Origin of the sequence: Actinomycetospora sp. NBRC 106375 (genome assembly GCF_030269665.1) — a bacterium.
In the GTDB taxonomy this organism is placed as follows: Bacteria; Actinomycetota; Actinomycetes; order Mycobacteriales; family Pseudonocardiaceae; genus Actinomycetospora.
The window spans coordinates 84,030-107,402 of sequence record NZ_BSTS01000020.1 but is presented as its reverse complement, the minus strand read 5'-3'; the positions used below and the strand labels follow the sequence as shown (position 1 = coordinate 107,402).

The 23,373-nt window shown below is 73.3% G+C and carries 30 protein-coding genes; 17 read left to right on the top strand and 13 right to left on the bottom strand.

Translation table 11 applies throughout. The features are described 5' to 3' along the window. The first annotated feature begins 84 nt into the window (after positions 1 to 84). From QSK03_RS26935 to QSK03_RS26925, 3 genes are all read left to right on the top strand, one after another. Entirely contained in the window at positions 85 to 831 is a 747-nt protein-coding gene (locus tag QSK03_RS26935) for a BglII/BstYI family type II restriction endonuclease (protein ID WP_285658490.1), read from the top strand. Positions 832 to 920: 89 nt separating this feature from the next. Continuing rightward, positions 921 to 1,616 carry an MT-A70 family methyltransferase gene (locus QSK03_RS26930; RefSeq protein WP_285658489.1) on the top strand — a complete coding sequence of 232 codons (696 nt, stop codon included), beginning with the start codon at positions 921 to 923 and terminating at the stop codon, positions 1,614 to 1,616. A 150-nt stretch (positions 1,617 to 1,766) separates the two neighbouring features. Beyond that, positions 1,767 to 2,009: a helix-turn-helix domain-containing protein gene (locus QSK03_RS26925; protein WP_285658487.1), complete on the top strand. Its 243-nt coding sequence runs from the start codon at positions 1,767 to 1,769 to the stop codon at positions 2,007 to 2,009. Positions 2,010 to 2,019: 10 nt separating this feature from the next. Here the strand turns inward: QSK03_RS26925 and QSK03_RS26920 are convergent, their stop codons facing one another. Next, entirely contained in the window at positions 2,020 to 2,568 is a 549-nt protein-coding gene (locus tag QSK03_RS26920) for an ester cyclase (RefSeq protein ID WP_285658485.1), read from the bottom strand. An 83-nt stretch (positions 2,569 to 2,651) separates the two neighbouring features. Between QSK03_RS26920 and QSK03_RS26915 the strand changes: the two genes are divergently transcribed. Beyond that, the gene (locus QSK03_RS26915; protein WP_285658483.1) at positions 2,652 to 3,290 is read left to right on the top strand and encodes a hypothetical protein; all 639 of its coding nucleotides are present in this window, start codon (positions 2,652 to 2,654) and stop codon (positions 3,288 to 3,290) included. Positions 3,291 to 3,307: 17 nt separating this feature from the next. Here QSK03_RS26915 and map read toward each other — a convergent pair whose 3' ends face one another. Both map and QSK03_RS26905 read right to left on the bottom strand, forming a co-directional pair. After that, on the bottom strand, positions 3,308 to 4,093 hold the full coding sequence (gene map / locus QSK03_RS26910) for a type I methionyl aminopeptidase (RefSeq protein ID WP_285658481.1): 786 nt from the start codon (positions 4,091 to 4,093) through the stop codon (positions 3,308 to 3,310). Positions 4,094 to 4,142: 49 nt separating this feature from the next. Continuing rightward, a complete protein-coding gene (locus QSK03_RS26905; protein ID WP_285658479.1) occupies positions 4,143 to 5,651 on the bottom strand; it encodes a flavin-containing monooxygenase in 1,509 nt (502 codons plus the stop codon). Between the two features lie 47 nt (positions 5,652 to 5,698). On the opposite strand from QSK03_RS26905, the gene QSK03_RS26900 reads away from it, so the two are divergent. Then, entirely contained in the window at positions 5,699 to 6,535 is an 837-nt protein-coding gene (locus QSK03_RS26900; protein WP_285658477.1) for an AraC family transcriptional regulator, read from the top strand. A gap of 10 nt (positions 6,536 to 6,545) precedes the next feature. Continuing rightward, on the top strand, positions 6,546 to 6,914 hold the full coding sequence (locus QSK03_RS26895; protein ID WP_285658476.1) for a VOC family protein: 369 nt from the start codon (positions 6,546 to 6,548) through the stop codon (positions 6,912 to 6,914). 6 nt (positions 6,915 to 6,920) lie between these two features. On the opposite strand, the gene QSK03_RS26890 is transcribed toward QSK03_RS26895, so the two are convergent. Further along, entirely contained in the window at positions 6,921 to 7,298 is a 378-nt protein-coding gene (locus QSK03_RS26890) for a cupin domain-containing protein (RefSeq protein WP_285658475.1), read from the bottom strand. A 65-nt stretch (positions 7,299 to 7,363) separates the two neighbouring features. On the opposite strand from QSK03_RS26890, the gene QSK03_RS26885 reads away from it, so the two are divergent. The 3 genes from QSK03_RS26885 to QSK03_RS26875 all read left to right on the top strand — a co-directional run bounded on the left by QSK03_RS26885 (position 7,364) and on the right by QSK03_RS26875 (position 8,980). Further along, entirely contained in the window at positions 7,364 to 7,822 is a 459-nt protein-coding gene (locus QSK03_RS26885; protein ID WP_285658473.1) for a MarR family winged helix-turn-helix transcriptional regulator, read from the top strand. 65 nt (positions 7,823 to 7,887) lie between these two features. Next, a complete protein-coding gene (locus tag QSK03_RS26880) occupies positions 7,888 to 8,481 on the top strand; it encodes a DinB family protein (RefSeq protein ID WP_285658472.1) in 594 nt (197 codons plus the stop codon). A gap of 91 nt (positions 8,482 to 8,572) precedes the next feature. Further along, positions 8,573 to 8,980: a VOC family protein gene (locus tag QSK03_RS26875; RefSeq protein ID WP_285658470.1), complete on the top strand. Its 408-nt coding sequence runs from the start codon at positions 8,573 to 8,575 to the stop codon at positions 8,978 to 8,980. Between the two features lie 9 nt (positions 8,981 to 8,989). On the opposite strand, the gene QSK03_RS26870 is transcribed toward QSK03_RS26875, so the two are convergent. Both QSK03_RS26870 and QSK03_RS33475 read right to left on the bottom strand, forming a co-directional pair. Then, positions 8,990 to 9,397, bottom strand: coding sequence for an amphi-Trp domain-containing protein (locus tag QSK03_RS26870; RefSeq protein ID WP_285658468.1), 408 nt, complete (start codon positions 9,395 to 9,397; stop codon positions 8,990 to 8,992). Positions 9,398 to 9,533: 136 nt separating this feature from the next. Then, positions 9,534 to 10,331: an alpha/beta fold hydrolase gene (locus QSK03_RS33475; protein ID WP_285658466.1), complete on the bottom strand. Its 798-nt coding sequence runs from the start codon at positions 10,329 to 10,331 to the stop codon at positions 9,534 to 9,536. A 24-nt stretch (positions 10,332 to 10,355) separates the two neighbouring features. On the opposite strand from QSK03_RS33475, the gene QSK03_RS26860 reads away from it, so the two are divergent. Both QSK03_RS26860 and QSK03_RS26855 read left to right on the top strand, forming a co-directional pair. Continuing rightward, positions 10,356 to 10,925 carry a TetR/AcrR family transcriptional regulator gene (locus QSK03_RS26860; protein WP_285658464.1) on the top strand — a complete coding sequence of 190 codons (570 nt, stop codon included), beginning with the start codon at positions 10,356 to 10,358 and terminating at the stop codon, positions 10,923 to 10,925. Positions 10,926 to 11,006: 81 nt separating this feature from the next. After that, positions 11,007 to 11,210: a hypothetical protein gene (locus QSK03_RS26855; RefSeq protein WP_285658462.1), complete on the top strand. Its 204-nt coding sequence runs from the start codon at positions 11,007 to 11,009 to the stop codon at positions 11,208 to 11,210. Between the two features lie 3 nt (positions 11,211 to 11,213). Here the strand turns inward: QSK03_RS26855 and QSK03_RS26850 are convergent, their stop codons facing one another. Further along, entirely contained in the window at positions 11,214 to 12,221 is a 1,008-nt protein-coding gene (locus QSK03_RS26850; protein ID WP_285658457.1) for a helix-turn-helix domain-containing protein, read from the bottom strand. A gap of 176 nt (positions 12,222 to 12,397) precedes the next feature. Between QSK03_RS26850 and QSK03_RS26845 the strand changes: the two genes are divergently transcribed. From QSK03_RS26845 to QSK03_RS26835, 3 genes are read left to right on the top strand one after another with little or no spacing between them, the layout of a single operon-like run. Beyond that, positions 12,398 to 14,530, top strand: a complete 2,133-nt coding sequence (locus QSK03_RS26845; RefSeq protein ID WP_285658456.1) for a molybdopterin-containing oxidoreductase family protein — start codon at positions 12,398 to 12,400, stop codon at positions 14,528 to 14,530. Between the two features lie 40 nt (positions 14,531 to 14,570). Further along, complete coding sequence (locus QSK03_RS26840; protein WP_285658454.1) at positions 14,571 to 14,948, top strand: CBS domain-containing protein; 378 nt, start codon at positions 14,571 to 14,573, stop codon at positions 14,946 to 14,948. A 57-nt stretch (positions 14,949 to 15,005) separates the two neighbouring features. Next, a complete protein-coding gene (locus QSK03_RS26835) occupies positions 15,006 to 16,922 on the top strand; it encodes a S9 family peptidase (protein WP_285658452.1) in 1,917 nt (638 codons plus the stop codon). Here QSK03_RS26835 and QSK03_RS26830 read toward each other — a convergent pair. Continuing rightward, on the bottom strand, positions 16,915 to 17,352 hold the full coding sequence (locus QSK03_RS26830; RefSeq protein ID WP_285658450.1) for a VOC family protein: 438 nt from the start codon (positions 17,350 to 17,352) through the stop codon (positions 16,915 to 16,917). The two genes, QSK03_RS26835 and QSK03_RS26830, sit on opposite strands and share 8 nt — an antisense overlap. 155 nt (positions 17,353 to 17,507) lie before the next feature. Here QSK03_RS26830 and QSK03_RS26825 point away from each other — a divergent pair, with 155 nt between their 5' ends. Then, on the top strand, positions 17,508 to 18,239 hold the full coding sequence (locus tag QSK03_RS26825) for a TetR family transcriptional regulator (protein WP_285658449.1): 732 nt from the start codon (positions 17,508 to 17,510) through the stop codon (positions 18,237 to 18,239). Between the two features lie 2 nt (positions 18,240 to 18,241). Here QSK03_RS26825 and QSK03_RS26820 read toward each other — a convergent pair whose 3' ends face one another. Then, positions 18,242 to 18,619, bottom strand: coding sequence for a VOC family protein (locus QSK03_RS26820; RefSeq protein ID WP_285658447.1), 378 nt, complete (start codon positions 18,617 to 18,619; stop codon positions 18,242 to 18,244). A gap of 77 nt (positions 18,620 to 18,696) precedes the next feature. Between QSK03_RS26820 and QSK03_RS26815 the strand changes: the two genes are divergently transcribed. Beyond that, on the top strand, positions 18,697 to 19,128 hold the full coding sequence (locus tag QSK03_RS26815; protein ID WP_285658445.1) for a MarR family winged helix-turn-helix transcriptional regulator: 432 nt from the start codon (positions 18,697 to 18,699) through the stop codon (positions 19,126 to 19,128). A 140-nt stretch (positions 19,129 to 19,268) separates the two neighbouring features. Continuing rightward, positions 19,269 to 19,814 carry a hypothetical protein gene (locus QSK03_RS26810; protein ID WP_285658443.1) on the top strand — a complete coding sequence of 182 codons (546 nt, stop codon included), beginning with the start codon at positions 19,269 to 19,271 and terminating at the stop codon, positions 19,812 to 19,814. Positions 19,815 to 19,835: 21 nt separating this feature from the next. On the opposite strand, the gene QSK03_RS26805 is transcribed toward QSK03_RS26810, so the two are convergent. The 4 genes from QSK03_RS26805 to QSK03_RS26790 form a co-directional block, all read right to left on the bottom strand. Further along, positions 19,836 to 20,477 carry a winged helix-turn-helix transcriptional regulator gene (locus tag QSK03_RS26805; protein ID WP_285658441.1) on the bottom strand — a complete coding sequence of 214 codons (642 nt, stop codon included), beginning with the start codon at positions 20,475 to 20,477 and terminating at the stop codon, positions 19,836 to 19,838. 5 nt (positions 20,478 to 20,482) lie between these two features. Then, positions 20,483 to 20,917: a VOC family protein gene (locus QSK03_RS26800; RefSeq protein ID WP_285658439.1), complete on the bottom strand. Its 435-nt coding sequence runs from the start codon at positions 20,915 to 20,917 to the stop codon at positions 20,483 to 20,485. A gap of 76 nt (positions 20,918 to 20,993) precedes the next feature. Then, complete coding sequence (locus QSK03_RS26795) at positions 20,994 to 22,655, bottom strand: acyl-CoA dehydrogenase family protein (protein ID WP_285658437.1); 1,662 nt, start codon at positions 22,653 to 22,655, stop codon at positions 20,994 to 20,996. Continuing rightward, the gene (locus QSK03_RS26790) at positions 22,652 to 23,350 is read right to left on the bottom strand and encodes a TetR/AcrR family transcriptional regulator (protein ID WP_285658436.1); all 699 of its coding nucleotides are present in this window, start codon (positions 23,348 to 23,350) and stop codon (positions 22,652 to 22,654) included. Before QSK03_RS26790 ends, QSK03_RS26795 begins: the two co-directional genes overlap by 4 nt. Positions 23,351 to 23,373 lie beyond the last annotated feature (23 nt).

The following is a 23,373-nucleotide window of genomic DNA, read 5'->3' as shown; positions in this document are numbered from 1 at the left end:
TTCTGGCCGCACGGTCAGAAATTAGCACGGCCGGTCAAGAGGTCGCGGTCGGCGTGCGTGACCGTGGTGCGAGACTGTCCGGCGATGGAGCTCACCCAGGGGTGGTCGACGGTGCTGCCGTCGGCGGTCGTGGAGCGCTACGAGCTCCGGGAGACGCGCAACGCCGCCGCGGTGCTGGCGGCGACGAGCCCCGACGAGTTCGGCGAGATCTGCGCGGTGCTCGCCGACTTCGTGCTCACGACGGCCGACCTCGTCGAGGCCGGGGGCAACGAGTCCCGGCTCGCGGCCCGCCTCAACGCGGCGTTCCGGTCCCGCGGGTGGCGCGAGGGACGGGTCGACACCGTCGTGACCTCCCGCCTGCAGGTGCAGCCCTGGGCCCCGGCCGGCGAGCACGGCGTGACGGTGCGCGAGAGCGAGGTCGTCAACGAGGGCTACAAGGTCGACAACGTGAAGGGCCGGGTGGCGCTCGACGTCGAGTGGAACGCCAAGGACGGCAACCTCGACCGCGACGTCGGGGCCTACCGCGCGCTCTACGACGCCGGGCTGATCGACGGCGCGGTGCTGCTGACCCGCACCCACGACGACCTGCGCGAGCTGGCCCGCGAGCTGACGCGCGCGGCCGGCGGCAGCGACGACGAGGTCCGCAGCCGGCTGTCGACCTCGACGACGACCCACCTGGGCAAGCTCGCGTCGCGCATGACCCGCGGCGACGCCGGCGGCTGCCCCCTGCTGGCGGTCGCGATCTCCCGACGCTGCTGGACCCCCGCGCCCGGCGAACCCGACCGGCCGGCCGCGCCGGCACCGCTGATGCTGACCGACGAGGTGCTGTGACCGACACGGGAGGCACGGAGAATCCCGGGCTGTCGGACCCCGGCGCTAGCGTCCCGCCCGCCCCGACCACGGCGAGGAGGCCCGAAGCGATGACCCTGGCGGCGGACGCCGGCACCGACGGACACGCAGCACCCGACGCGACGCGGGCGCGGCGCGCGGAACCCCTGCGCGTGGACGCGACGCCCCTGGAGGACGTGGCGCTGCCCCGCACGGCGGGCGGGTGGTCCTGCGTCTACGCCGACCCGCCGTGGCGCTTCACCAACCGCACCGGCAAGGTCGCGCCCGAGCACCGGCGGCTCGACCGCTACGACACGATGACGGCCGACGAGATCGCCCGCCTCCCGGTGGCCGACGTGGTGTCCGCCAACGCCCACCTCTACCTCTGGGTGCCGAACGCCCTGCTCCCCGAGGGGTTGGCCGTCATGCAGGGGTGGGGTTTCCGCTACGTCAGCAACCTGGTCTGGGCCAAGCGCCGCAAGGACGGCGGCCCGGACGGCCGGGGTGTCGGGTTCTACTTCCGCAATGTCACCGAACTGATCCTCTTCGGCGTCCGGGGCTCGCTGCGCACGCTCGAGCCGGGTCGCCGGCAGGTGAACATGATCGAGACACGCAAGCGGGAGCACTCCCGCAAGCCCGAGGAGGCCTACGACCTCATCGAGGCCTGCTCCCCCGGCCCGTATCTCGAGATGTTCGCCCGCTACGCCCGGCCCGGGTGGACGAGCTGGGGCGCGGAGTCCGCCGCCGACGTTGCTCCGCGGGGGCGCCAGTACCCCGCTTACAGGTAGTACAGGAGCGCACAATTCAGTCACGGTGCGTCAGTTCGCTGGCCCGACAGACGGACCATGATCTCGTTCGCAGTACGCGTCCGACCGCTTGACTCAGCGGTAATCATCGATAGTGGCGGCATTCGGCCACGCGCTGTGATACTTCCGCGCATGGCGAAGACACCGGAGCTGGCGCGCAACCAGCGGGTGACGGGGGCGGAGCGCACCAAGCTGGGCAACGAGCTGCTGAAGCGGTATCAGAAGGGCGCCAGCATCCGTGAGATCTGCGCCGACACGGGCTACAGCATCGGGCGCGTACGGCGGCTGCTGGTCGACGCGGGCGTGGAGTTCCGCGGCCGGGGCGGCACGCAGGGACGGACCCGCAAGGACGGCAAGGACGCGAAGAGCAGCTAGCCCCGGACGCTCAGCGCCCGCGCCGGCGGCGCGCCAGCACGTTGAAGGCGCTCTTGAGGCCGACGTCGAGACGTGACCCGTCGGCGGGGAGCAGCCCGACCTGCCGGGCGAACTGCATCTGGTCGAAGATCACGAAGTTGCTGATCACCCGACCGTCGGCGACCACGACGTGGTCCATCCCGTCGAGGTCGACGCGCGCGCCGGTCGGGGCGATGCCCTCCCACTCGCCGCCGGTGTGGTGACCGGAGAGCCGCCACCGCAGGAACACCTCGCCGCCGTCCTCGGCGGGGTTCTCCGACAGGCCCTCGATCGTCATCGCGAGGTCGGGCACCGCGGCGAACACGCCCTCCCACCACGCGACGAGATCGTCGGCCCCGCGCACGGTCCGGTTCGGGAAGCGCTCGCGGGTGTCCGCGGAGAACACCTGACGCAGCGCGGCGGCGTCGTGAGCGTTGATCACGTCGATCGTCCACCGCACGAGCGCGCCCGGCGACGCGTCGGCCGGCGGCGTGGGCCGCGGCGGGTCCGGGGCGGGGGTACGGGTCGGCTCGGCGGTCACGTCGCCGGAGCGTAGACGGCGTCCGTTTCGGGCACCTCCTCGCTCGTGACTCCCCAGTCCACCGTCCGGGAGGACGGCCACCGATGAGCTCCCAGATCGCCGCGCAGTGGGTGTCGGCGGTCGGCAGTGCCGGCTCGCTGCTCGGCTTCGCCGCCTACGTCTGGATCATGCTGCTCAACCGCAAGGACCAGGTCGAGGTCCGCCAGGAGCAGCAGGCCCAGGGGGTGACGGCGTGGCTCGACGAGGGCGAGAGCCACGACCGCGACGAGGACTACGTCCTGTGCGTCCACAACGGGGGCGACTCGCCGGTCTTCCAGGTCCGCTGCCTGTTCAGCCTGCCCTCGAGCGACGAGCAGCACAGCGTCTCGATGGCCCTGCTGCCCCCGCAGAGCGACCAGATCCACTCGCTGCCGTTCGGCGCGGACGAGGTCAGCCGCGACGAGCTGTACTCGGCTCCCGCCGTCCCGGAGATGCGGTTCACCGACTCCCACGGCAGCCACTGGGGCCGCGACGGCAACGGCCTGCTGCACCGTCTCGACCGCCGCAGCGCGCGACGCAAGCCGCAGTCCGACGGCGGGCAGGACGGCGCCCGCGACGACTCCGAGTGGGAGCAGGCGCACCGCGAGCGTGCCGACGCCCCGCGCGACGGAGCGTCCCAGGGCTCCTCGCAGCAGGACGACCAGGACACCGGCCAGCAGGACCGCGCCTCCAGCCAGGCCTGAGGTGCGCCCAGCGCACCTCACGCGAGGGTGAGCACCCGCGGGCCGTCGTCGGTGATCGCGATCGTGTGCTCGGCGTGCGCGGCGCGGCTGCCGTCGGCGGTGCGCAGGGTCCACCCGTCGTCGTCGTGGACGTAGTCGTCGCCGCCGCCGGCGTGCAGCATCGGCTCGATCGCGATCACCAGGCCGGGTCGTAGCCGCAGCCCGCGCCCGGCGCGGCCCTCGTTGGGCACGTGGGGCGCCATGTGCATGGCCCGCCCGATGCCGTGCCCCCCGTGGTCGGCGAGCATCCCGTAGCCGGGTTCGCGCGCGACGGCGCTGATCGCGGCCCCGATGTCCCCGAGCTTCCCGCCCGGCACCGCCGCCGCGATCCCCGCGTGCAGCGCGCGCTCGGTGGTCGCGATGAGGTCGAGGTCGGCCGGGTACGGGGCGTCGCCCACGACCGCGCTGAACGCCGCGTCGCCGCACCAGCCGTCGAGGAACGCGCCGCAGTCGATGCTCAGCAGGTCGCCGTCGGCGAGCCGGTACGGGCCCGGGATGGCGTGGACGACGGCGTCGTTGACGCTCGCGCAGATCACGCCCGGGAACGGCGAGGGCGCGAAGTGCGGGTGGTAGTCGAGGAAAGCCGGGACCGCACCGTGATCCTGCATGACGGCGTGCGCGACGTCGTCGAGCTCCTTCAGCGACGTCCCCGGCACGGCGGCCGCGCGCACCGCGTCGAGGCAGCGCGCGACGACGCGACCCGCCTCGCGCATGGCGTCCACCTCGCCGGGGGACTTGAGCTCGATCTCGGCGCGCCGCAGCATGACCCGACCCTAGACACCGGCCGGTTCACCAGCCGAAATGACACCGGTGTCATTCGTCCCCACTGTGGACACGACCTGTGGACAACTCGCGGGGCACGAAGTCGAAGTCGGTCGGCTCGACCCGGGCGACCGCGCGGACGTACTCCTCCATGTAGCGCGGCCAGTTGGCGACGATCCGGCCGGACGCGTCGCGGTACCAGGAGTCGCAGCGGGTCCAGGCCGTGCCCTCGAACTCGGCCTGGAGGCGGGCGTCGAACGCCTGCTCGACGTCGCGGCGCACCTCCAGCGCGGCCGCCCGTCGGCGCGCTGTCTCCTCGAGCGCCTGGCGCACGTACGCGACCTGCGCCTCGAGGAAGACGATGATCGAGCCGCCGGAGGTGTTGGTGTTCGGCCCGTAGAGCACGAACAGCGACGGGAAGCCGGGCACGGTCATCCCCAGGTGCGCGTGCGCCCCGTCGCCCCACTCCTGCTGCAGCGTCCGCCCCTCCCGGCCGACGACGTCCATGGGGAACATGAACTCGGTCGTGCGGAACCCGGTGCCCCAGATGAGCACGTCGGCGGGGTGGTGGCGCCCGTCCTCGGTGCGGACGCCGTCGGGGAGGATCTCGGTGACCCGGTCGGTGACGAGCTCGACGTTGTCGCGCTCGAGGGCGGGCAGGTAGTGCGAGCTGAACAGGATCCGTTTGCAGCCGAACGTGTAGTCCGGCCAGGCCTTGCGGCGCACCTCGGGGTCGCGCAGCTGACGCCGCATGAACAGCGTCGAGTAGACCCGGCCGAGGCGCCCCGCCGTCCGCGGGTGGCGGATCATGATCGTGAGCATCTCGAGATAGCCCTTGAGGAAGAACCGCCGCGCCCGGATCACCGCCGGGAACCGCGCGAACAACGCGTGCAGCCAGCGCGGGTAGAACCGGTTCTTGCGTGGGAAGAACCAGTTGCCGCTGCGCTGGAAGACGGTCATGTGCCCGACCTCGGGCGCGATGGCCGGCACGAACTGCACCGCGCTCGCGCCCGTCCCGACCACCGCGACGCGCCGGCCGTGCAGGTCGACGTCGTGGTCCCAGCGCGCGGAGTGCATGGCCGGGCCGGCGAAGGAGCCCGCCCCGGGGATCGGCGGGATGGCCGGGGTGTTCAGCTGCCCGGTGGCCAGCACGACGGCGTCGGCCTGCCAGGTGCGTCCGTCCTCGGCCTCGACGGTCCACGTCATCGTCGCCTCGTCGAGCCGTGCCGCCGACACGCGCACCGAGGGCACGAACACCTCGCCGAGCCCGTACTCCTTGGCGACGCCCTGGAGGTAGGAGAGGATCTCCGACTGCGGCGAGCACAGGCGCGACCAGTCGCTGCGCTGGGCGAACGAGAACGAGTAGAGGTGGCTCGGGACGTCGCAGGCCGCGCCGGGATAGCTGTTGTAGTACCAGGTGCCGCCGATCTCGGGGGCACTGTCGAGGATCACGACATCGGTGATCCCGTGGCTGCGCAGCTCGATCGCCGCGGCGATCCCGCCGAAGCCCGCGCCCACGACCACGACCCGCGTCTGGAGTGTTCCGTCCGGTCCCGTCACGGCCCGGACGGTAGCCGTTCGACGGCCTTTTTTGGCAGGCTGCCAACGTGGCTCACCTGCCCCAGCGCGCTCCGGCCGGGCTGGCGGGCGTCGTGACGGGGATGGCGGGCTACGACGAGCGCGCGAGCGCCGCCCCCGTCGTCCGCCGCGAGACCCCGACCGGCGGCTGCACGCTCATCCTCGCCTGGGGCGACCCGCTGCGCGTCGAGGGCCCGGCCGGCCCGCTCTGGCAGCGCGCGTTCCTCGCCGGGCTCGACGACGGCTGGGCCCGGACCGCGTTCACCGGTCACCAGCGCGGCGTCCAGGTGGACCTCACCCCGCTCGGGGCCGCGCGCCTGCTGGGCCGCGACGGCGTCGAGCTCGCCCGCCACGCCCCGCCGCTCGACGACCTCGGGGTTCCCGCGCTGACGGCCCTGCCGGACCGCCTCGCCGAGACCGCGACCTGGGACGCGCGCTTCGCCCGCGTCGCGGCGACGCTCCGGGACCTCCTGGCCGACAACCGCTTCGACCCCGACCCGGAGGTCGCGCACGCCTGGTCACGGCTGCACGCCGCGCGCGGTCGCGTGCCCGTCGGTCACCTCGCGGCGGAGACCGGCTGGAGCCGCCGCCACCTCCTGACCCGCTTCCACCGCCAGGTCGGCCTCGCCCCGACCGTCACCGGCCGGGTCCTGCGCTTCCGCCACGCCACAGAGCTCCTGGCGCCCGGCACCGGGCCCGCCCGCGTGCCCACCGACCGGCGCATCACCGACGTCGCAGCGGCCGCGGGGTACGCCGACCACTCCCACCTGGTGCGCGAGTTCCGCGACCTCGCCGGCTGCACACCCGGGGAGTTCCTGCGCGAGTGGTTCCCCGACGTCCAAGACGCCGGTGCGCCCGGGTCCTAGCGTTCCCGCCATGAGCGTCTTCCCCACCCTGCGCTACCAGGACCCCGACAAGGCCATCGCCCTGCTACGCGACGCCTTCGGCTTCACCGTCGCCGCCGCCCACCGCGACGACGCCGGCACCGTGCAGCACGCCGAGCTCGTCCACGACGGCGGGGCGGTGCTCCTCGGACCCCGGCGCGAGGGCGACCGGTTCGCGACCGGCCGCGCGGTGATCTACACGGTGGTCGACGACGTCGACGCCCACCACGACCGGGCTGTGGCCGCGGGCGCGGAGGTGATCATGGGCCTCACCGATCAGGACTACGGCTCGCGCGAGTACGCGGCGGTCGACGCGGAGGACAACGTCTGGAGCTTCGGCACCTACCGGCCGGGAAGCTGACCGGCGTCACGCGATCCAGGGCGGCACGACGGGATCGCGTCCCGGGCCCGAGGCGACGTCGTCGCCGGGGCCGGTCACGACGGCCTCGAGCCCGCGCTCGGTGTCGGCATGGATGCGCCGGGGCAGGTCCGCGGGCAGCACGAGCGTGTCGCCCGGCGCGAGGTCGTGCCGCGTGCCCGCCACCTCGACCGCCGCCCCGCCGGCGACCACGCTCCAGATCTGCTCGCCGGCCATCGCGTGGTCGGGTCCCACGGCCCCGAGTGCCATCTCGACACGCCACAGCGCCTGGCGGGAGGCGCCCTGGGTCGGCGACGCGAGCGTCGTCATGGTCGCGTTCGGGGTGCTCGTGCGCCGGGCGTCGGCGCGCCGGATCACGCTGCTCACGGTGTCCTCCTAGACTCGTCAACGTGGTTGACGAAAACATAAACTTAGTTGACCGTCGTGTCCAGATGTCCGGCGGCGAGCTCGTCTTCCGGCTGCTCGCGGCCTTCCGCGACCTCGTCGACGCGATGCACGCCGAGCTCGCGCGGCGCGGTCATCCCGACGTGCGTCCCGCCCACGGCTTCGCGCTCCAGGCGATCGCGCCGGGCCCGGTCACGGGATCGGAGCTGGCCGGCCGTCTCGGCGTCACGAAGCAGGCGGCCGGCAAGACGGCCGATCTCCTCGTCGGGCACGGCTACGTCGAGCGCACCGGCGACCCCGGCGACGCGCGCCGACGCCTGCTGGCCCTGACCCCACGCGGTCGCGAGGTCCTGGGCATCTCGGCGGAGGTCCTCGAGCGCCGGCGCTCGGCGTGGGAGGCGCGCGTCGGCCCCGAGGGTTTCGCGGCCCTCGCCGACGGCCTCCGCGCGCTCCCCCTCGACGCGGCCGGGCCCCTGGCCGCGGCGTCGTGGTTCGTGCCGTCCTGACGGGCGCCCGACGGCCCACGGAAATCCCAGGAGCTCCCCGGGCTCCGGCTGAGACGCTGCGCACCGTGGACGACGAGAACGCGAAGCACCACCTGCACCGGGCGCTGCGCCAGGCCCGCGAGGCCGTGCTCTGGAAGCTCGACGGGCTGGGTGAGTACGACGTCCGGCGCCCCCTCACCCCGACCGCCACCAACCTGCTCGGGCTGATCAAGCATCTCGCGTTCGTCGAGGCCGCGTACTTCGGCACGACGTTCGACCGTCCCGTGCCCGACGCGCCGCGCTGGTCCGACCTCGGCGACGACGAGACGGCCGACATGTGGGCGCGGGCCGACGAGTCCCGCGAGGAGCTCGTCGCCCGGTACCGGCACGTCGCCGAGCACGCCGACGCGACGATCGCGGCGCTGCCGCTCGACGCGCCGGGCCACGTGGTGCACTGGTCGGCCGAGCGGAACCCGGTGACGCTGCACGGGATGCTCGTGCACGTCGTGGCCGAGACCCATCGGCACGCGGGCCACGCGGACATCGTCCGCGAGATGGTCGACGGCGCCGCCGGGCGGCAGCCGGGCAACGACAACCTCGCCCCCGGCGACGCCGGGACCTGGGCGCGTTACCACGACCGCGTCGAGCGGGCCGCGCGCGACGCCGCCGGACGCCCGTGAGGCGGTTCCGCGGACGTCGGTGACGGCGCTACGTTGCTCGCCCGTCGGGGCACCAGATCCGTTCCACCACCGTCGACTTCCGGAGCACCTCGTGGGCGTCACCCTGAACCCGTACCTGCACTTCGACGGCGAGGCCTCCGAGGCGATCGCCTTCTACGCCGACGTCCTCGGCGGCACGACCTCGGTCATGACCTTCGGCCAGATGGGCATGGAGGGCCCGGACGCGAACAAGGTCATGCACGGCCAGCTCGAGACCGACCGGGGCATCACCCTGATGGTCTCGGACATGCCCCCGGGGTCGGCGCGGCAGCGCGGCAACGACATCACCATCTCGCTCTCCGGTGACGACGAACCGACGCTGCGCGGCTACTACGAGAAGCTCTCCGCGAGCGGCGAGGTCGGCACCCAGCTGGAGAAGCAGATGTGGGGCGACCTCTACGGCGACTGCACCGACCGGTACGGCGTCCGCTGGCTGGTCAACATCGCCGGGTCGGGCTGAGCCGCCCGCTCACCCCTCGCCCGCGGCGGGCGCCTTCGCGGGCGCCTTGGCCGGGGCCTTCACCGGGCCCTTGGCGTTGCCCTTCACCGGAGCCTTCGCCGGGGCGGTCTCCGTGACCTTCGCCGCGACCTCCTCGGGGACCTCTCGGCTGACCTCCCCGTCCTCGTCGTCGTCGGCGGCCTTCCCCGCCCGGCCCGCCGACCAGGACAGTTCGAGCTCGAGCTCCACGTCGTCCCCGTCGATCTCGACCTCGATCTCCACGTCGATGTCGTCACCGAGCGGCACGGTCAGCACCGGCCCCGAGAGTGACAGCTCGGCGGATCCGCCCTCGCGGATCGCGTCGGCCAGGTCGGTCAGCCAGTCGGCGACCTCCTCCCGGGACAGCGTCAGTTCGTGCTCGATCTTCATCTCGGCCATCGCGCCGGTCCTCTCCGCGGGGGCGCCGGGCGGCCGGCGCCGTGTGCCGACCACCCTGCCGCGCGAGGTGTGATCCGGACATTCCGTCAGGCGGCCGAACTCTGCGCGCCGGCGAGGAACTCGAGGATCTCCCGGGTCACCCGCGCGGGGTCGTCCTCCATGACGAAGTGGCCCGCGCCCGGTACGACGACGAGCTCGGCGCCCGGGATGTCGCCGGCGAGACGCTCGGCCCAGCCGGTCGGCTGCCAGCGGTCCTCCTCGCCCCACAGGAGGCGCACCGGGACCGACACCTCACCCAGCCGCCCGGTGAGCTCCTCGGTCGGGCGGAGTCGTAGGTGCCGATCTGGTGCTGGACGAACGACGCGCGCCCGACCGCGGAGCGGTGCGGGGCCAGGAAGGCCTCGAGGACGTCGCCGGTCATGACGGAGCCGTCGGCGACGGTCATGGTCAGCTGCCGGATCAGCATCGCCTCGAACTCCGCCGCGGGCAGCCGGGCGAGGTCGTCGAGCCCGGTGCGCAGGATCGCGCGCCAGGTCTCGGACGGCCAGGAGTCGTAGCTGACGGCGTCGATGAGCATCAGCCGCCGGACCCGCTCGGGGTGCAGGACGGCCATCCGCTGCCCGACTGCGCCCCCGATGTCGTGGGTGATCAAGCTCGCCCGTTCGATCCCGAGGACGTCGAGCAGCCCGACGAGGATGTCGGTCTGGGCGCCGACCGAGGTGTCGCGGTCCACCGGTCGCTCCGAGCGCCCGTACCCGAGCAGGTCGTAGGTGACGACGCGGTGGCCGGCGGCCTCGACGTGGGGCACGACGTCGCGCCACTCGACGGAGTGCGACGGCGTGCCGTGCACGAACACCACGGGGTCGCCGTCGCCGCGGTCGCGGAGGGCGAGGCGCACGCCGTCGACGATGACGTGCCGGTCGAGGAGGTCCATGCTGGGTAGACTAGTCTACCCAGCATGGCACCGCGAACGGCTCGGTCGAAGCTCCTGGACGCCGCCGCGGCGCGGTTCTACGCCCGGGGCGTCGCGGCCACGGGCATCGACGCCATCACCGCCGACGCGGGCGTGGCGAAGATGAGCCTCTACAACAACTTCGCCTCCAAGGCCGACCTGGTCGCGGCCTACCTCGACCGGCGCCAGCAGGAGTTCCTCGAGCGGCACCGGCGGCGCCTCGCGGCCCTGCCGGCCGACGCCGGTCCCGGCGCCCGGGCCCTCGCCGTGTTCGACGCCTACCGCGACCACGCGGCGGGCGTCGACGGTTTCCGCGGCTGCGGGTTGCTCAACGCGGCCGGCGAGCTCGCGAGCGACGACCCGGCCCGCGCGCTCGTCGCCCGGCAGAAGGACGAGGTCGAGACCCTGCTGCGCGAGGCCCTGGCCCCCCGCGACGACGCGGCGCCGCTCGCCGAGCACCTGGCGCTGCTGCTCGAGGGCGCCATGGTCCGGGGCGGGCTCGACGGCGACACCGACCGTCTGGACCGGGCCCGGCACCACGCGGCGGTGCTGCTCGGCGAGAGCGCTCCGGGGTGAGCAGGAAGATCAGCGACGACCGGTCGGCCGGCTACGCCGCCGCCACGGCCTTCCTCCACCCCCCGCCCGGAGCCGCACCAGGTGCGCCACGTCCTCGGACCGGCGCTGCAGCTCGCGCTCGCCACCGAGCTCGCGGGCGGCGACCGGGACGACGAGATCGACCGGGCGATCGGGGAGGCGGCACCGGCCGTCCGGGACGTCGTCCGCCGCCTGCCGCCCGATCCTCCCGGTCGCGCGCGGCGCGCCCGCCTCGGCGGGCGGCTCGACGCGGGCCTGCGCGGCTGACCGTCAGGACAGCCGGCCCAGCCCCGCCCGACGCCGGTAGCTGCCCGGTGGCTCGTGGAACTCGAGCTTGAAGCGGCGGCTGAACGACGCCAGGTCGGAGAAGCCGCAGGCGTACGCGATCTCGGTGAGGCTGCGGCCCGCGTCGCGCGGGTCGAGCAGACGCCGCCGCGCGTGCTCGAGGCGCCGGCGGCGGATGAGCGCGCCGACCGTCGTGTGCGCGTCGGCGAACACCCGGTGCAGCGCACGCACCGAGATGAAGTGCGCCCGCGCGACGTCCTCGGGGCCGAGGGCCGGGTCCTCGAGGTGCTCGGCGATGTAGTCCTCGACGCGCCGTCGCAGGTCGGCGGCGCTCGTCGGGGACAGGACCTCGTCCTGCCGCAGCGACTCCCCGATCGCCGTGCCGAGCAGCGCCGCGAGCTGCCCGGCCAGGCGCCCGCCGGCCGGATCGCTCAGCGCGGGCGGCCGGACGGCGGTCTCGGCGAGCGTCTGCCCGACGATCGCGCCCAGCCGGTCGCCGCCGAGCGGGCGGGCCGTCGCCGCGCGGGTCACGTCCGCGCCGAGCGGCACGAGCTCGCGCGGCCACGTGAGCACCAGCAGCTTCCACGGGCCGGCGAAGTGCCAGGCGAACGGGCGGTCGGTCTCGTAGACGGCGTACCCGCCGCGCCCGAGCGCCGCCTCCCGGCCGTCCTGCTCCACGACCGCGGTGCCCTCGGCGACCAGGCCGACCTGCAGGTAGGTGCGGCCGTCGCTGCGGGCGAGCCCCGTCGTGCGGCGCGCGCTCTGCGGCGAGGAGCTCACCACCGCGGCCGAGAGGTGCCCGACGAGCGTGCTGCGGACCCGGCTCGCGAGCGGATCGCCGTCCTCGACGTCGTCCACGTCCAGCGCGACGAAGTGCTCGCGGAGCAGGTCGCACCACGGGGCGAGTCCCTCGGACTCGCTCGCGGTGGTGTGGTTCGCGTACGCGGGCCCCGTGTCCGGGAAGGGCCCGACGGGTCGCGGCTCTCGGGTCACCGGCGGACTCCCGGTCAGGTGGTGGTCCGCCGACGCTAGGGCGCCCCCGCGGGCCCGTCAACGCGCGGCGACCGGGTTCTGGCGCTCTGCGACAAGCCCGAAACGGTGCGTCCGGACGACCATCTCGTCACGGTCGAGGCCGACCCACCCCGGACCCACCACACCGAGGAGTCACCGTGACGGCCACCGAGATCCCCCTGACGCCCACCACGACCACCGTGCGGGCCGCCTGTCCCCACGACTGCCCCGACACCTGCGCGATGCTCGTGACGGTCGAGGACGGGCGGGCGACGAAGGTCGCCGGCGACCCGGAGCACCCGTTCACCCGCGGCGGTCTCTGCGTCAAGGTCAACAACTACCAGGAGAAGACGTACAGCCCCGACCGCGTGCTGCACCCGCTGCGCCGCACCGGACCGAAGGGCAGCGGCCGCTTCGAGCAGATCTCCTGGGACGAGGCGCTGTCCACGATCGCGACCACGTTCCGGGAGAAGATCGCCGAGCACGGCCCGGAGACGGTCATGCCGGTCAGCTACCTCGGCAACCAGGGCGTCCTCAACGGCCTGACGGTGGGCGATGCCTTCTTCAACCGCCTCGGCGCCACGATCACCGAGCGGACGTACTGCGACTCCGGCTCCTGCACCGCCTACGCGGCGACGATCGGCGCGACGGCAGGAGTCGACCCGGAGAGCATGGTGCACGCCCGCTACATCGTCATCTGGGCGACCAACACGATCTCGACGAACCTGCACCTCTGGCCGATCATCGCCGAGGCGCAGAAGCGGGGCGCGAAGGTCGTGTGCATCGACCCGACCCGCCACCGGACCGCGCAGCGCGCCGACTGGCACATCCCGATCCGCCCGGGCACCGACAACGCCCTCGCGCTGGCGATGATGCACGTGATCATCACCGAGGGCCTGCACGACGAGGCCTACGTCCGCGACCACACGGTCGGGTTCGACGAGCTCGCCGAGCGGGTCACCCGGTACACGCCGGAGTGGGCGTCGGAGGAGACCGGCATCCCGGCCGAGGACATCCGCACCCTGGCCCGGGAGTACGCCACGACCGACCCCGCGGTGATCCGGATCGGTGTCGCGGTCGAGCGCCACGCGGGCGGCGGCCAGACGGTGCGCTCGATCGCGTGCCTGCCCGCGCTCGTCGGCGCGTGGCGTCACGTCGGCGGCGGCCTGCTGCAGCTGCCGCTGTGGGCGCACCCGGTGAACTGGCCGGCGTTCGTCCACCCCGAGATGGCGACGCCCGGCACCCGGGTCGTCAACCAGTTCCTCCTCGGGCGGGCCCTGACCGGGGAGCTCGACCTGGATCCACCGATCACGGCACTCATGGTCTACAACTCCAACCCGATGGTCGTGTGCCCCGAGCAGGACAAGCTCGCCCGCGGGCTGGCCCGCGAGGACCTGTTCACCGTGGTCAGCGACCACTTCCTCACCGACACCGCCCGCCACGCCGACATCGTGCTGCCGGCGACGACCGCCCTCGAGCAGCACGACCTCATGTTCAGCTGGGGCCACTTCTACGTCACCCTCAACACCCCGGCCGTGCCGCCGGAGGGCGAGGCCGTGGCCAACACCGAGCTGTTCCGCCGGCTCGCTGCCGCGATGGGCTTCGAGGACGACTACTTCCGTCTGTCCGACGAGGAGCTGCTCGCGCAGGCCTACGACTGGTCGAGCCCCGCGATGGAGGGCATCACGCTCGAGACGCTGCGCGAGACCGGGTGGGCGCGGCTGAACCTCCCGAGCGCCGACGAGTACGCGCCGCACGTCGACGGCGGCTTCCCGACGCCGTCGGGCAAGACCGAGTTCCGTTCCTCGGCCCTCGAGGCGGCGGGCAACTTCGTCGTGCCGCTGTTCCGTCAGCTCTGCGAGGAGTTCCAGCCCGGCGGCACTGTCGACCCGCTGCCGCACTACATCGCGCCCCGCGAGCGCAGCGAGGTCCACCCGCTGAACCTGCTCTCACCGAAGTCGCACGCGTACATCAACTCCAGCGCCGGCGACCAGGCGATGCAGAAGCGCGTGCAGGGTGAGCAGACGGTGACCATCCATCCGGCCGACGCCGAGGCGCGCGGGATCGAGGAGGGTCGGTACGTGGCGGTCACGAACGACCGCGGACGGTTCGTCGCCCTGGCGCACGTCTCCGACGAGGTCGCGCCTGGCGTCGTCGTGTGCCCGATGGGATCGTGGCCGAAGAACGCCAAGGAGGGGAGCACCGTGAACGCGGTCAACCCGTTCGTCTTCGCCGACCTCGGCAACGCGCCGACCTTCTCCGACACCCGTGTCGAGGTCACGCTCGTCTGACCGGGCGGCGGGGCACGGCGGCACCGTCGCCGCGGCCGCCGTGCTCCGCCGGCCCAAGGTCCTGCCCGCCTCCGCGACGGTGGCCGACGCGCGCGCGGTGCTGGCGGACGACCACGTCCACGCGGCCCTCGTCGTCGACGGCGGCGTGCTGCTGGCCGTGGTCGAGCGCGGCGACCTGGACCCGTCGGTGCCCGCGGCCATGCCGGCCGCGCTGGTCGGCCGGCTCGCCGGGCGCACGGTGGGGCCGGACGCGGATCTGGACGCCACCTGGTCGGAGATGGCGGCGCGGGGCCGGCGCCGGATGGCCGTCGTCGACGGGGACGGGGTGCTCCTGGGGCTGCTGTGCCTCAAGCGGTCCGGGCGCGGCTTCTGCTCCGATGCGGACGTGGCGGCGCGGGCGGCCGATCGCGTGCTCTGAGTGACGCCCGCCACCCGGGCTTGAGCGTGCCGCGACGGCACGGATTCCGATGGCGTCATGACACAGACGGCAGACCGCACGACCGCACAGCCCCGCCTGATCGACCTCGAGGAGCTCTTCGCCGACCCCGCGTTCTCCCACCCGGCGATCTCGCCGGACGGCACCCGGCTCGCCTACCTGGCACCGCGGTACGGCCGGACGCAGGTGTGGGTCCGCGGGATCGACGAGGAGCACGAGGACGCCGTGTGCGTCACACATGACGCCCGGCGCGGCATCCGGACGTTCTACTGGACCGACGACCCGCGGTGGCTGCTCTACCTGCAGGACACCGACGGCAACGAGGACTGGCACCTCTTCCGGGTCGACCTCACCGCGCCCGACCGGCCGTCCGTCGACCTGACCCCGCTGGCGGCGGGCTCGCGCGTGGTCGGGGTCGAGCCCCTGCGGTCGTCGCCGGGGACCCTGCTCGTCTGGATGAACCAGCGCCGCCTGGTGATCGACGTCTTCCGCGTCGACATCGCCACCGGGGAGACCTCGGTGCACGTGGAACAGCCGGAGGGCACGGGGAGCTACCTGCTCGACCGGGACGGCCGGCCGGCGTTCTACTCGCTGCTCGCCGACGACGGCAGCTACGAGCTCTCCGCGGTCGACGCCGCGACCGGCGCGACGCGGCTCCTGCGCCGGGTGGGCGGCCCGGAGCACCCGCTCGGGGTGCCGCTGCAGCTGGTCACGCCGGACGGGACGGGCCTGCTCATCGGCGACTACCAGGACGGCGACGACCTCCGTCTCGTGCGTCTCGACCGGGAGACCGGCGAGGAGACCGTCGTGGCGGCGGTGGACGGGCACAGCCTCGACACCATGGGGCTGATGGCGCCCGGCCTGCCGCCGACGGTGTTCACCAGCGCCCGCACCGACGAGGTGGTGGCCGCCCGGTTCGTCGGCGACCGGCCGCACATCGAGGTGCTCGACCCACACGTCGCCGAGGTCGTCGCCGCGCTCGAGACCCTGTCCGACGGCGTCCTGGGCTGGCTGTCGTCCGACGACGGCGAGCGGCTGTGGGTCGCGAGCTTCGTCCACGACCGCGAGCCCGGGCTGACCTACCTCTACGACCACGCCACGGGCGAGAGCCGGCTGCTGTTCCGGCCGTACCCCCGCCTCGACCCGACCGACCTGGCCCCGACCACTCCGGTCGCCTTCCCCGCCCGGGACGGGCTGTCGCTGCACGCGTTCCTGACGCTGCCGGTGGGCGTCGAGCCGACGCGGCTGCCGCTGGTGCTGGTCGTGCACGGCGGCCCGTGGGCCCACGACTCGTGGGGCTGGGACCCCGAGGCGCAGTTCCTGGCCAACCGCGGGTACGCGGTGCTCCACGTCAACTTCCGCGGCTCCACGGGCTACGGGAAGCGGCACGTCACGGCCGCGATCGGCGAGTTCGCCGGCGCGATGCACGACGACCTGATCGACGCCGCGGAGTGGGCCGTGGCGCAGGGCTACGCCGACCCGGAGCGCATCGGCATCTACGGGGGCTCCTACGGCGGCTACGCCTCGCTCGTCGGCGTCACCGTGACCCCCGAGCACTTCGCCGCCGCGGTGGACTACGTGGGGATCTCGGACCTGGCGAACTTCATGCGCACGCTGCCGCCGTTCGTCCGGCCGTGGCAGGTCAACAACTGGTACCGCTACGTCGGCGACCCGGCGGTCGGGGAGCAGGAGGCCGACATGCTGACGCGCTCGCCGATCACGATGGTCGACCGGATCCGCACCCCGCTGCTCGTGGCCCAGGGCGCCAACGACGCCCGCGTCGTGCAGGCCGAGTCCGACAACATCGTCTCCTCGCTGCGCGGGCGCGGCGTGCCCGTCGAGTACCTCGTCGCCGACGACGAGGGCCACGGCTTCGCCAACCCGGAGAACCGGTTCCGGCTGTACCGCGCGATCGAGCGGCACCTCGGCCGGCACCTCGGCGGACGGGTCAGCTGATCTCCTCCGCGAGCGCCACGATGATGCCCGACGGCCCGCGCACGTAGCAGAGCAGGAAGACGTCCTCGTAGCGCGCGATCTCGCCCACGAGCTCCCCGCCGTGGGCGCGCAACCGCTCCACGGTGTCGTGGATGTCGTCGACGGCGAACATGAGGCGGCGCAGGCCCAGGGTGTTCGCCGGCGCGTCCGGCTCCGCGATGGTGGCCTCCGGGGTGTGGAACCGCGTCAGCTCGAGTCGGCTGTGCCCGTCCGGTGTCGCCACGAAGGCGATGTCGACCCGGACGTGGTCCAGCCCGACCACGCGGTCCACCCACGCGCCCTCCGCGGTCCCCCGGTCACCCGGCTCCAGCCCGAGCTCGACGAAGAACGCGACGGCGGCGTCGAGGTCGTCGACGACGACGCCGACGTGGTCCATCCGGTGCACGGCCATGGTGGTGGTCCTCCCGCTGGTGTGGCTCCTGTCCCCCGGGGACGGATCCGGGTCCCGGTTTCTCGACACCGCCACCCTCTCGGGACGCTCGGCGACCGCTAGCGTCACCCGACGACATGGTGGCGCCGGCGCTCGAGCGGCAGGGGGTGGATCCCGTGACCTCGACCGCCGTGCGCTGGTGGGACGTCCCGGTCATCGGGTGGTCCGACGCGGGCTCGTCGCGGCAGGAGCGGGGCCGGACCACCCGCCAGACCCTGCTGCTCGAGGCGGCCCGCGCGTTCGACGAGCGGGGTTACGACGCGGCCTCGCTCTCGGAGATCCTCAAGGCCAGCGGGCGCACCAAGGGCGCCATGTACTTCCACTTCCGGTCCAAGGAGCACCTCGCCACCGTCCTCGTGACCGAGATCGTCGACTCCTGGGCCGTGGTCTGCCGGGAGATCCGCGACCGGGCGCTCGACCCGCTGCGGACCCTGCTGGTCGAGACCGACGCCTACGTCAGCCGGTGGACCCACGACGTCGTCGTGCGCGGCGGCAGCCGGGCGATGTCGGGCGGCGCGAACTTCGCCGACAAGCACCGGGCCTGGTACGGCGACTGGGGCCGGAGCACCGCCGAGCACCTGCGGGACGCCCGCGACCAGGGGATGCTGCGCCCCGACACCGACCCGGACCGGCTGAGCCGGCTCGTCGTCGCCGCGTCCTGCGGGCATCGCTCGTTCGCCGAGACGATCCCCGGGTCGCCCACCCACTTCGAGCGGATGACCGACACCTGGCTCGGGATCCTCCAGATCGTCGCCACCGAGTGGTGGCTCGCCGATGTCCTCGACTCCGGCTGGGAGCACCGCCCGCCGCCCGACGCGTCGGCGTTCGCCCGGATCCGCGAGGCGTGAGCTCACGCTCGGTTCGTGTCGGGATCGTGCGAGATCAGGACGACGTTCCCGTCCGGGTCGTCGACCACCGTCGCGTACGGGCCGAGGATGTGGCCCGGTGCCGTCCTGCCGTGGTGGCCGGCGGACGTGAGCCTGGTCCAGACGGCGTCGACGTCGGCGTCGTCGGACACGAGGAACTCCATCACCTGCTGGTATCCGCCCTCGGGGCGGGTCCAGGTCGGGTCGAAGCGCCGCGCGATCTCCTCGGTGGTGAAGATGATCGTGACGCCGCCGCCCGTCCGGTGGAGAGCGACCGGACGATCGTCCACGGGGTCGGGGACGTCGAGCCCGAGCAAGCGGTAGAAGGCCAGGGATCGCTGGAGGTCTCGGACGTACAGCACCGACATCCCGAATTCTATCCTCACAGGTAGACCATCTACCGACGTAGATGATTCTGTCAACCAGCTAGGTTGCCGCCGTGCCCGAGGACCGACCCGATCTCGGCAAGATGGCCCAGCGCCTGGCCAGGGCCGTCGCCGAGGGCGAGGGACCGGTGCTGTCCCGCGAGGATCTCCAGATGTGGGACTACGTGGTCCTCGGCGCCCTGGCCGAGGGACCCGCGCCGACCCAGGGCGAGCTCGCGCGGCTCACCGGGCGCGATCCGACGCGGTTGATCGGGCACCTCGACGAGCTCGCCCGCCGCGGGCTGGTGGAACGGCGACCCGACGCGACCGATCGACGTCGGCGGGTCGTCACGGTCACGCCCGAGGGCCTCGCCACGTTCCGCCGCTGTCGCACCGGGATCCGCGAACTCGAGGAGCGGCTCCTCGCCGACGTCACTCCGCACGATCGCGCCGTGTTCCTTCGGGTCCTGGAACACCTGAGCGAGGGCACCGATCGCGAGCCCTGACCGCTCGCTCGAGCGTCGGATCTGCCTGTCGGGGCGCTCCGCACGCGCTTCGTAACGCTGTGATCGAGTGCGTCGATGCCTCCGCCGGGCGGGCTCGGAGCAGTGGACCGGCGGCTCGCGGCGGTCGGAGCGGGGGCGGTGTGGTGACGGGACCGTGTGACCCGAGCAGGACGTCGCGCGACACGTGGATCGCGGTCGCCGCGCTGGTCATCGCAACGCTCGCGCTGTTCAACTCTGACTTCAAGTCGTTCATGGCGGCCGACTTCAAGCAAGCGATCAGCGACCAGGCCGGCATCGACGACTTCGTCGCCACCGTTGTGAGTCGCCAGGACGCCCCTTTCGACCTGGATCGCGTCTTCGGTCGCCGCATCGAGATCGACACCAGCATCGACGGCCGGCTGGGTGCTTTCGACGTCAACTCCGGCGACCGATCGGGGGACCCGGTGCTCGATCGCAGCGACCCGGGCCACGGCTTCCGCTTGATGACGACGCAGTGCCCGGGGGATGCCGGGCGCCTCGTCCCTCTCTACGTCTATCTCCGGGGAGATGTCGATTCCGGGACATACGCCTGGCTGCCGCGTACTGCCCGAGCCGCACTCGCCGGGATGTGGGACGTCCAACCGATCCGCACCCAGCAGGACGGCAGCTTCTGCACCGTCGACCTTCGCCTGGTTCCCCAGGACTGAGGTGGAGTGTGTCCGTCCTGATCAGGCCGCCAGGTGGAACGTGGTCACGAAGCGGTCGAGGAGGTCGCCGGGCCCGCGCAGCACCTCGACCTCGCCGGTCGCGAGCGCGCGGTCCGGGGCGAGCTCGCCGGAGATGAGCCGGTGGATGCTCGGGCCCGCGGTGAAGGCGAGGTCGACCGGCCCGTCCCCGCGCCGCACGTCGAGGGCGGATCCGTCGACCCGGACGAGCAGCTCGGCCGCGCCGAGGCGCGCCGCGTAGGCGGTCGCGGGCAGGCCCGCCGCGACCTGGGGCCGGAAGGCGGTGCGCAGGGTCATGGTGAGGGCGTCCGGGGTGAGGATCTGTTCCTCCCGCGGGTCGCCCATCGCCTTGGACCCCCACGCGCCGAGCGCGAGCACGACGGGCTCGAGCTCGCGTCCGTAGTCCGTGAGCTCGTAGATGATCACCCGGGACCGGGGGGCCCGGCGGATCACGCCGGCCGCCTGCAGCTCCTTGAGCCGCGCCGCCAGGATGTTGGTCGGGATGCGGGGCAGGCCCGCGGCGAGCTCCCCGTTGCGGCGCGGCCCGACGAGGAGGTCGCGGACGATGAGCATCGCCCACCGCTCGCCCACGAGCTCCAGCGCCCGCGTGACGCCGTCGTACTGCCCGTACTCGCGAGCGGCCACCGGGCTCAGCCCTGCTGGCTCGCATACGCCTCGGGCCCCTGCTGGGCGGCGGCCGGGTCCATCCAGCCGAACTCGAGGTGGTTGCCGTCGGGGTCGGTGATCCCGCGCTGGTACATGAAGCCGTAGTCCGCGGCGGCCCGCGGTTCGGCGCCGCCGACGGCGAGGGCGTCGGCGACACGGGCGTCGACCGCCTCCCGGCTGTCGAGGAAGAGGGCCGTCGCCGTCGTGGGGCTCACGGCCGGGTCGCCGATCGGCAGGTCGGTGAAGGTCTGGAAGAACTCGCGGGTGAGGAGCATGAAGGCGCTGTGGCCCTCCTCGACGACGACGCAGGCCGCGTTGTGGTCGGTGAAGAGCGGGTTGATCGAGAACCCGAGCGCCGTGTAGAAGGCCTTCGCCCGGTCCAGGTCGGTGACGGGCAGGTTGACGAACATCGTGGGCATGGCGGACTCCGCTCGCGGGACGGTGCGTGGCGAGATCAGACTTGCAAAAAACAAGTGACCCGTCCAGCCCCGCTCGTCAGCCCAGCCGCGCGTAGTCGATGACCGCCGCGACGTCCACGCCGCGCAGGGTGCCGTAGCCCGGCCCCCAGCCGGTGCCCAGCCGGGACGCGATGAAGGCTTCCGCGACGGGTGTCGGGGCGTGCTCCACGAGCAGGGCGGCCTGGACCGCGAGCGCGATCTTCGTGACCAGGTAGCGCGCGGTGTCCTCCGGGGTCTCGACGAGCTCCTCGATCTCGCGCATCGCGGCGGCGAGCAGCGGGTGCTCGGCGGCGACGGGGCGGATCTCGTCGAGGACGGGCTCGACGGCCTTGGGCTCACGCGCCAGGACGCGCCCGACGTCCATGACCATCATGTTCGAGGTGCCCTCCCAGATGGCGTTGAGCGGCGCCTCCCGGTAGTAGCGCGGCAGCGGGTGCTCCTCGATGTAGGCGTTGCCGCCGATCGACTGCATGACCTCCTCGACCACCGAGGAGACCCGCCGGCAGTTCCAGAACTTCGCGACGGGTGTGAGCAGCCGGCTGACGAGCTTCTCGGAGACGTCGTCCTGGTGGTCCTCGGCGCGCGCGACCCGGAACCCGAGGTGGGCGGCGCCGGCCCACTCGAGGACGAGGTCGGCGAGCACCGGGGCCTGGATCGGCAGCGCCGAGAGCGGCGAGGAGAACGCGGTGCGCTCGTCGTTGTAGTAGAGCCCCTGCGAGAGCGCGGCGCGCATCAGACCGGCCGAGCCCACCGCGAAGTCGAGGCGCGTGTACTCGGCCGAGGACAGGATCGTGCGCACGCCCTTGCCCTCCTCGCCGACCAGGATCGCCTCGGCGTCGTGGTACTCGATCTCGGAGGAGGCGTTGGCCTTGTTGCCGAGCTTGTCCTTGAGCCGGTTGATGCGGATCCGGTTGAGCGTGCCGTCGGCGCGGCGGCGCGGGACGAGCAGGCAGGAGACACCGCCCTCGGTCTGCGCGACGGTGAGGTAGCAGTCGGCCATCGGCACCGAGGCGAACCACTTGTGCCCGTTGACCAGGTACGTCTCCCCCGGCCCCCGGGCCCCGACCGGCCGGGCCACCGTCACGTTGGCGCGCAGGTCCGAGCCGCCCTGCTTCTCGGTCATGAAGTAGCCGATGGTGCCCGCGGACTTCCCGACGATCGGGACGTCCGCGGGGTCGTAGCCCTCGACGACGACCTTCTCCGCCCACGGTGCGAGCTCGGGCTGGCTGCGCAGGATCGGGACGGCGGCGTAGGCCATGCCGATCGGACACGCGGTGGAGCCGTCGATCTGGTTCCAGAGATAGGTCAGCACCGCCCGGGCCGTGTGGGCGCCCGGCTGGTCGGCGGTCCACGCGAGCGAGTGCACGCCCGAGCCGAAGCCGAGGGCCATGAGCTGGTGGTAGGCGGGATGGAAGTCGACGTCGTGGACCTCGTGGCCGAGACGGTCGAGCCGGCGCAGCTCGGGCAGCACCCGGTTGGCGTCGCGGGCGGCCTTGAGGATCGTCGGGTCCCACACCCTCGCGCCGAGACCGGTCGCGCGCTCGCGCGCCCACGGGGCGTCGGCGTCGACGACGCCCGCGGCGAGCCGGTCGCCGGTGAACGCGTTGACGTGGTTGAGGTCGCCGACCAGGTTGTCCGGGACCGGGCGCATCCGGGAGAAGTCGCTGCGGGTGTCGCCGCTCGGGCTGGTCAGCGTCATGGTTCTGCTCCGGTCGGGGAGGGGACGGCGCGGATGTCGGGGCGGGTCCCGGGCGGTGTGCCGGCGACGCCGGTCTGGGCGAACCGGGCGATCTCGGTGCTGACGGCGTCGCGGTCGGGCGCGTGTGCGGTGCGGCCGGCGAGCGGGGCCACGACGCCCTCGAGGAACGCGCCGACGATGGCCGCGCCGCGGACCCCGGCGTCCTGCTCGGGGAACTCGCCGGCCTCGACGCCCTCGGTGATGAGGTCGGCGAACGCCGCGGCGAGCTCCGCCCGCGCGTCGAGGCGCACCTGGTCCACCTCGGGGTCCATCGGCTCGACGATCACCGCGTACGCCAGGCCCTCGCCGCGCAGCGCGCGGTCGACGAACGTGGCCACGGCGTCCCCGAGTCGGTCCGTCGCCCGGCGCCCCGGCTCTCCCGTGATCGCGCGGACCACCTCGAGCTCGCGGACGCAGACCGCCCGCAGCATCTCGGAGAACAGCGAGGCCTTCGACGGGAAGTGCCGGTAGATCGTGCCGGTGGCGACGTCGGCCATGTCCGCGACCACCGCGATCTGGGCGGCCGCGAACCCCTGCTCGGCCACGACGACCCGGGCCGCCTGCAGGATGCGGCGCCGGGCGTCGGCCTGCCGCGCCGCGACCCGGGGGCTCGGTCGCGCTGACCTCGCCGTCCCGGTGCCGACCGGCTCGGTCATCAGCTCGACCTCCGCGTGAACGA

Excerpts from the sequence above, each read along its gene's own strand:
- QSK03_RS26935 (WP_285658490.1), top strand. The coding sequence starts at position 85 with ATGGAGCTCACCCAGGGGTGGTCGACGGTGCTGCCGTCGGCGGTCGTG.
- QSK03_RS26930 (WP_285658489.1), top strand. The coding sequence starts at position 921 with ATGACCCTGGCGGCGGACGCCGGCACCGACGGACACGCAGCACCCGAC.
- QSK03_RS26925 (WP_285658487.1), top strand. The coding sequence starts at position 1,767 with ATGGCGAAGACACCGGAGCTGGCGCGCAACCAGCGGGTGACGGGGGCG.
- QSK03_RS26915 (WP_285658483.1), top strand. The coding sequence starts at position 2,652 with ATGAGCTCCCAGATCGCCGCGCAGTGGGTGTCGGCGGTCGGCAGTGCC.
- map (WP_285658481.1), bottom strand. The coding sequence starts at position 4,093 with ATGCTGCGGCGCGCCGAGATCGAGCTCAAGTCCCCCGGCGAGGTGGAC.
- QSK03_RS26895 (WP_285658476.1), top strand. The coding sequence starts at position 6,546 with ATGAGCGTCTTCCCCACCCTGCGCTACCAGGACCCCGACAAGGCCATC.
- QSK03_RS26885 (WP_285658473.1), top strand. The coding sequence starts at position 7,364 with ATGTCCGGCGGCGAGCTCGTCTTCCGGCTGCTCGCGGCCTTCCGCGAC.
- QSK03_RS26870 (WP_285658468.1), bottom strand. The coding sequence starts at position 9,397 with ATGGCCGAGATGAAGATCGAGCACGAACTGACGCTGTCCCGGGAGGAG.
- QSK03_RS33475 (WP_285658466.1), bottom strand. The coding sequence starts at position 10,331 with ATGGACCTCCTCGACCGGCACGTCATCGTCGACGGCGTGCGCCTCGCC.
- QSK03_RS26860 (WP_285658464.1), top strand. The coding sequence starts at position 10,356 with ATGGCACCGCGAACGGCTCGGTCGAAGCTCCTGGACGCCGCCGCGGCG.
- QSK03_RS26835 (WP_285658452.1), top strand. The coding sequence starts at position 15,006 with ATGACACAGACGGCAGACCGCACGACCGCACAGCCCCGCCTGATCGAC.
- QSK03_RS26830 (WP_285658450.1), bottom strand. The coding sequence starts at position 17,352 with ATGGCCGTGCACCGGATGGACCACGTCGGCGTCGTCGTCGACGACCTC.
- QSK03_RS26800 (WP_285658439.1), bottom strand. The coding sequence starts at position 20,917 with ATGCCCACGATGTTCGTCAACCTGCCCGTCACCGACCTGGACCGGGCG.
- QSK03_RS26795 (WP_285658437.1), bottom strand. The coding sequence starts at position 22,655 with ATGACGCTGACCAGCCCGAGCGGCGACACCCGCAGCGACTTCTCCCGG.
- QSK03_RS26790 (WP_285658436.1), bottom strand. The coding sequence starts at position 23,350 with ATGACCGAGCCGGTCGGCACCGGGACGGCGAGGTCAGCGCGACCGAGC.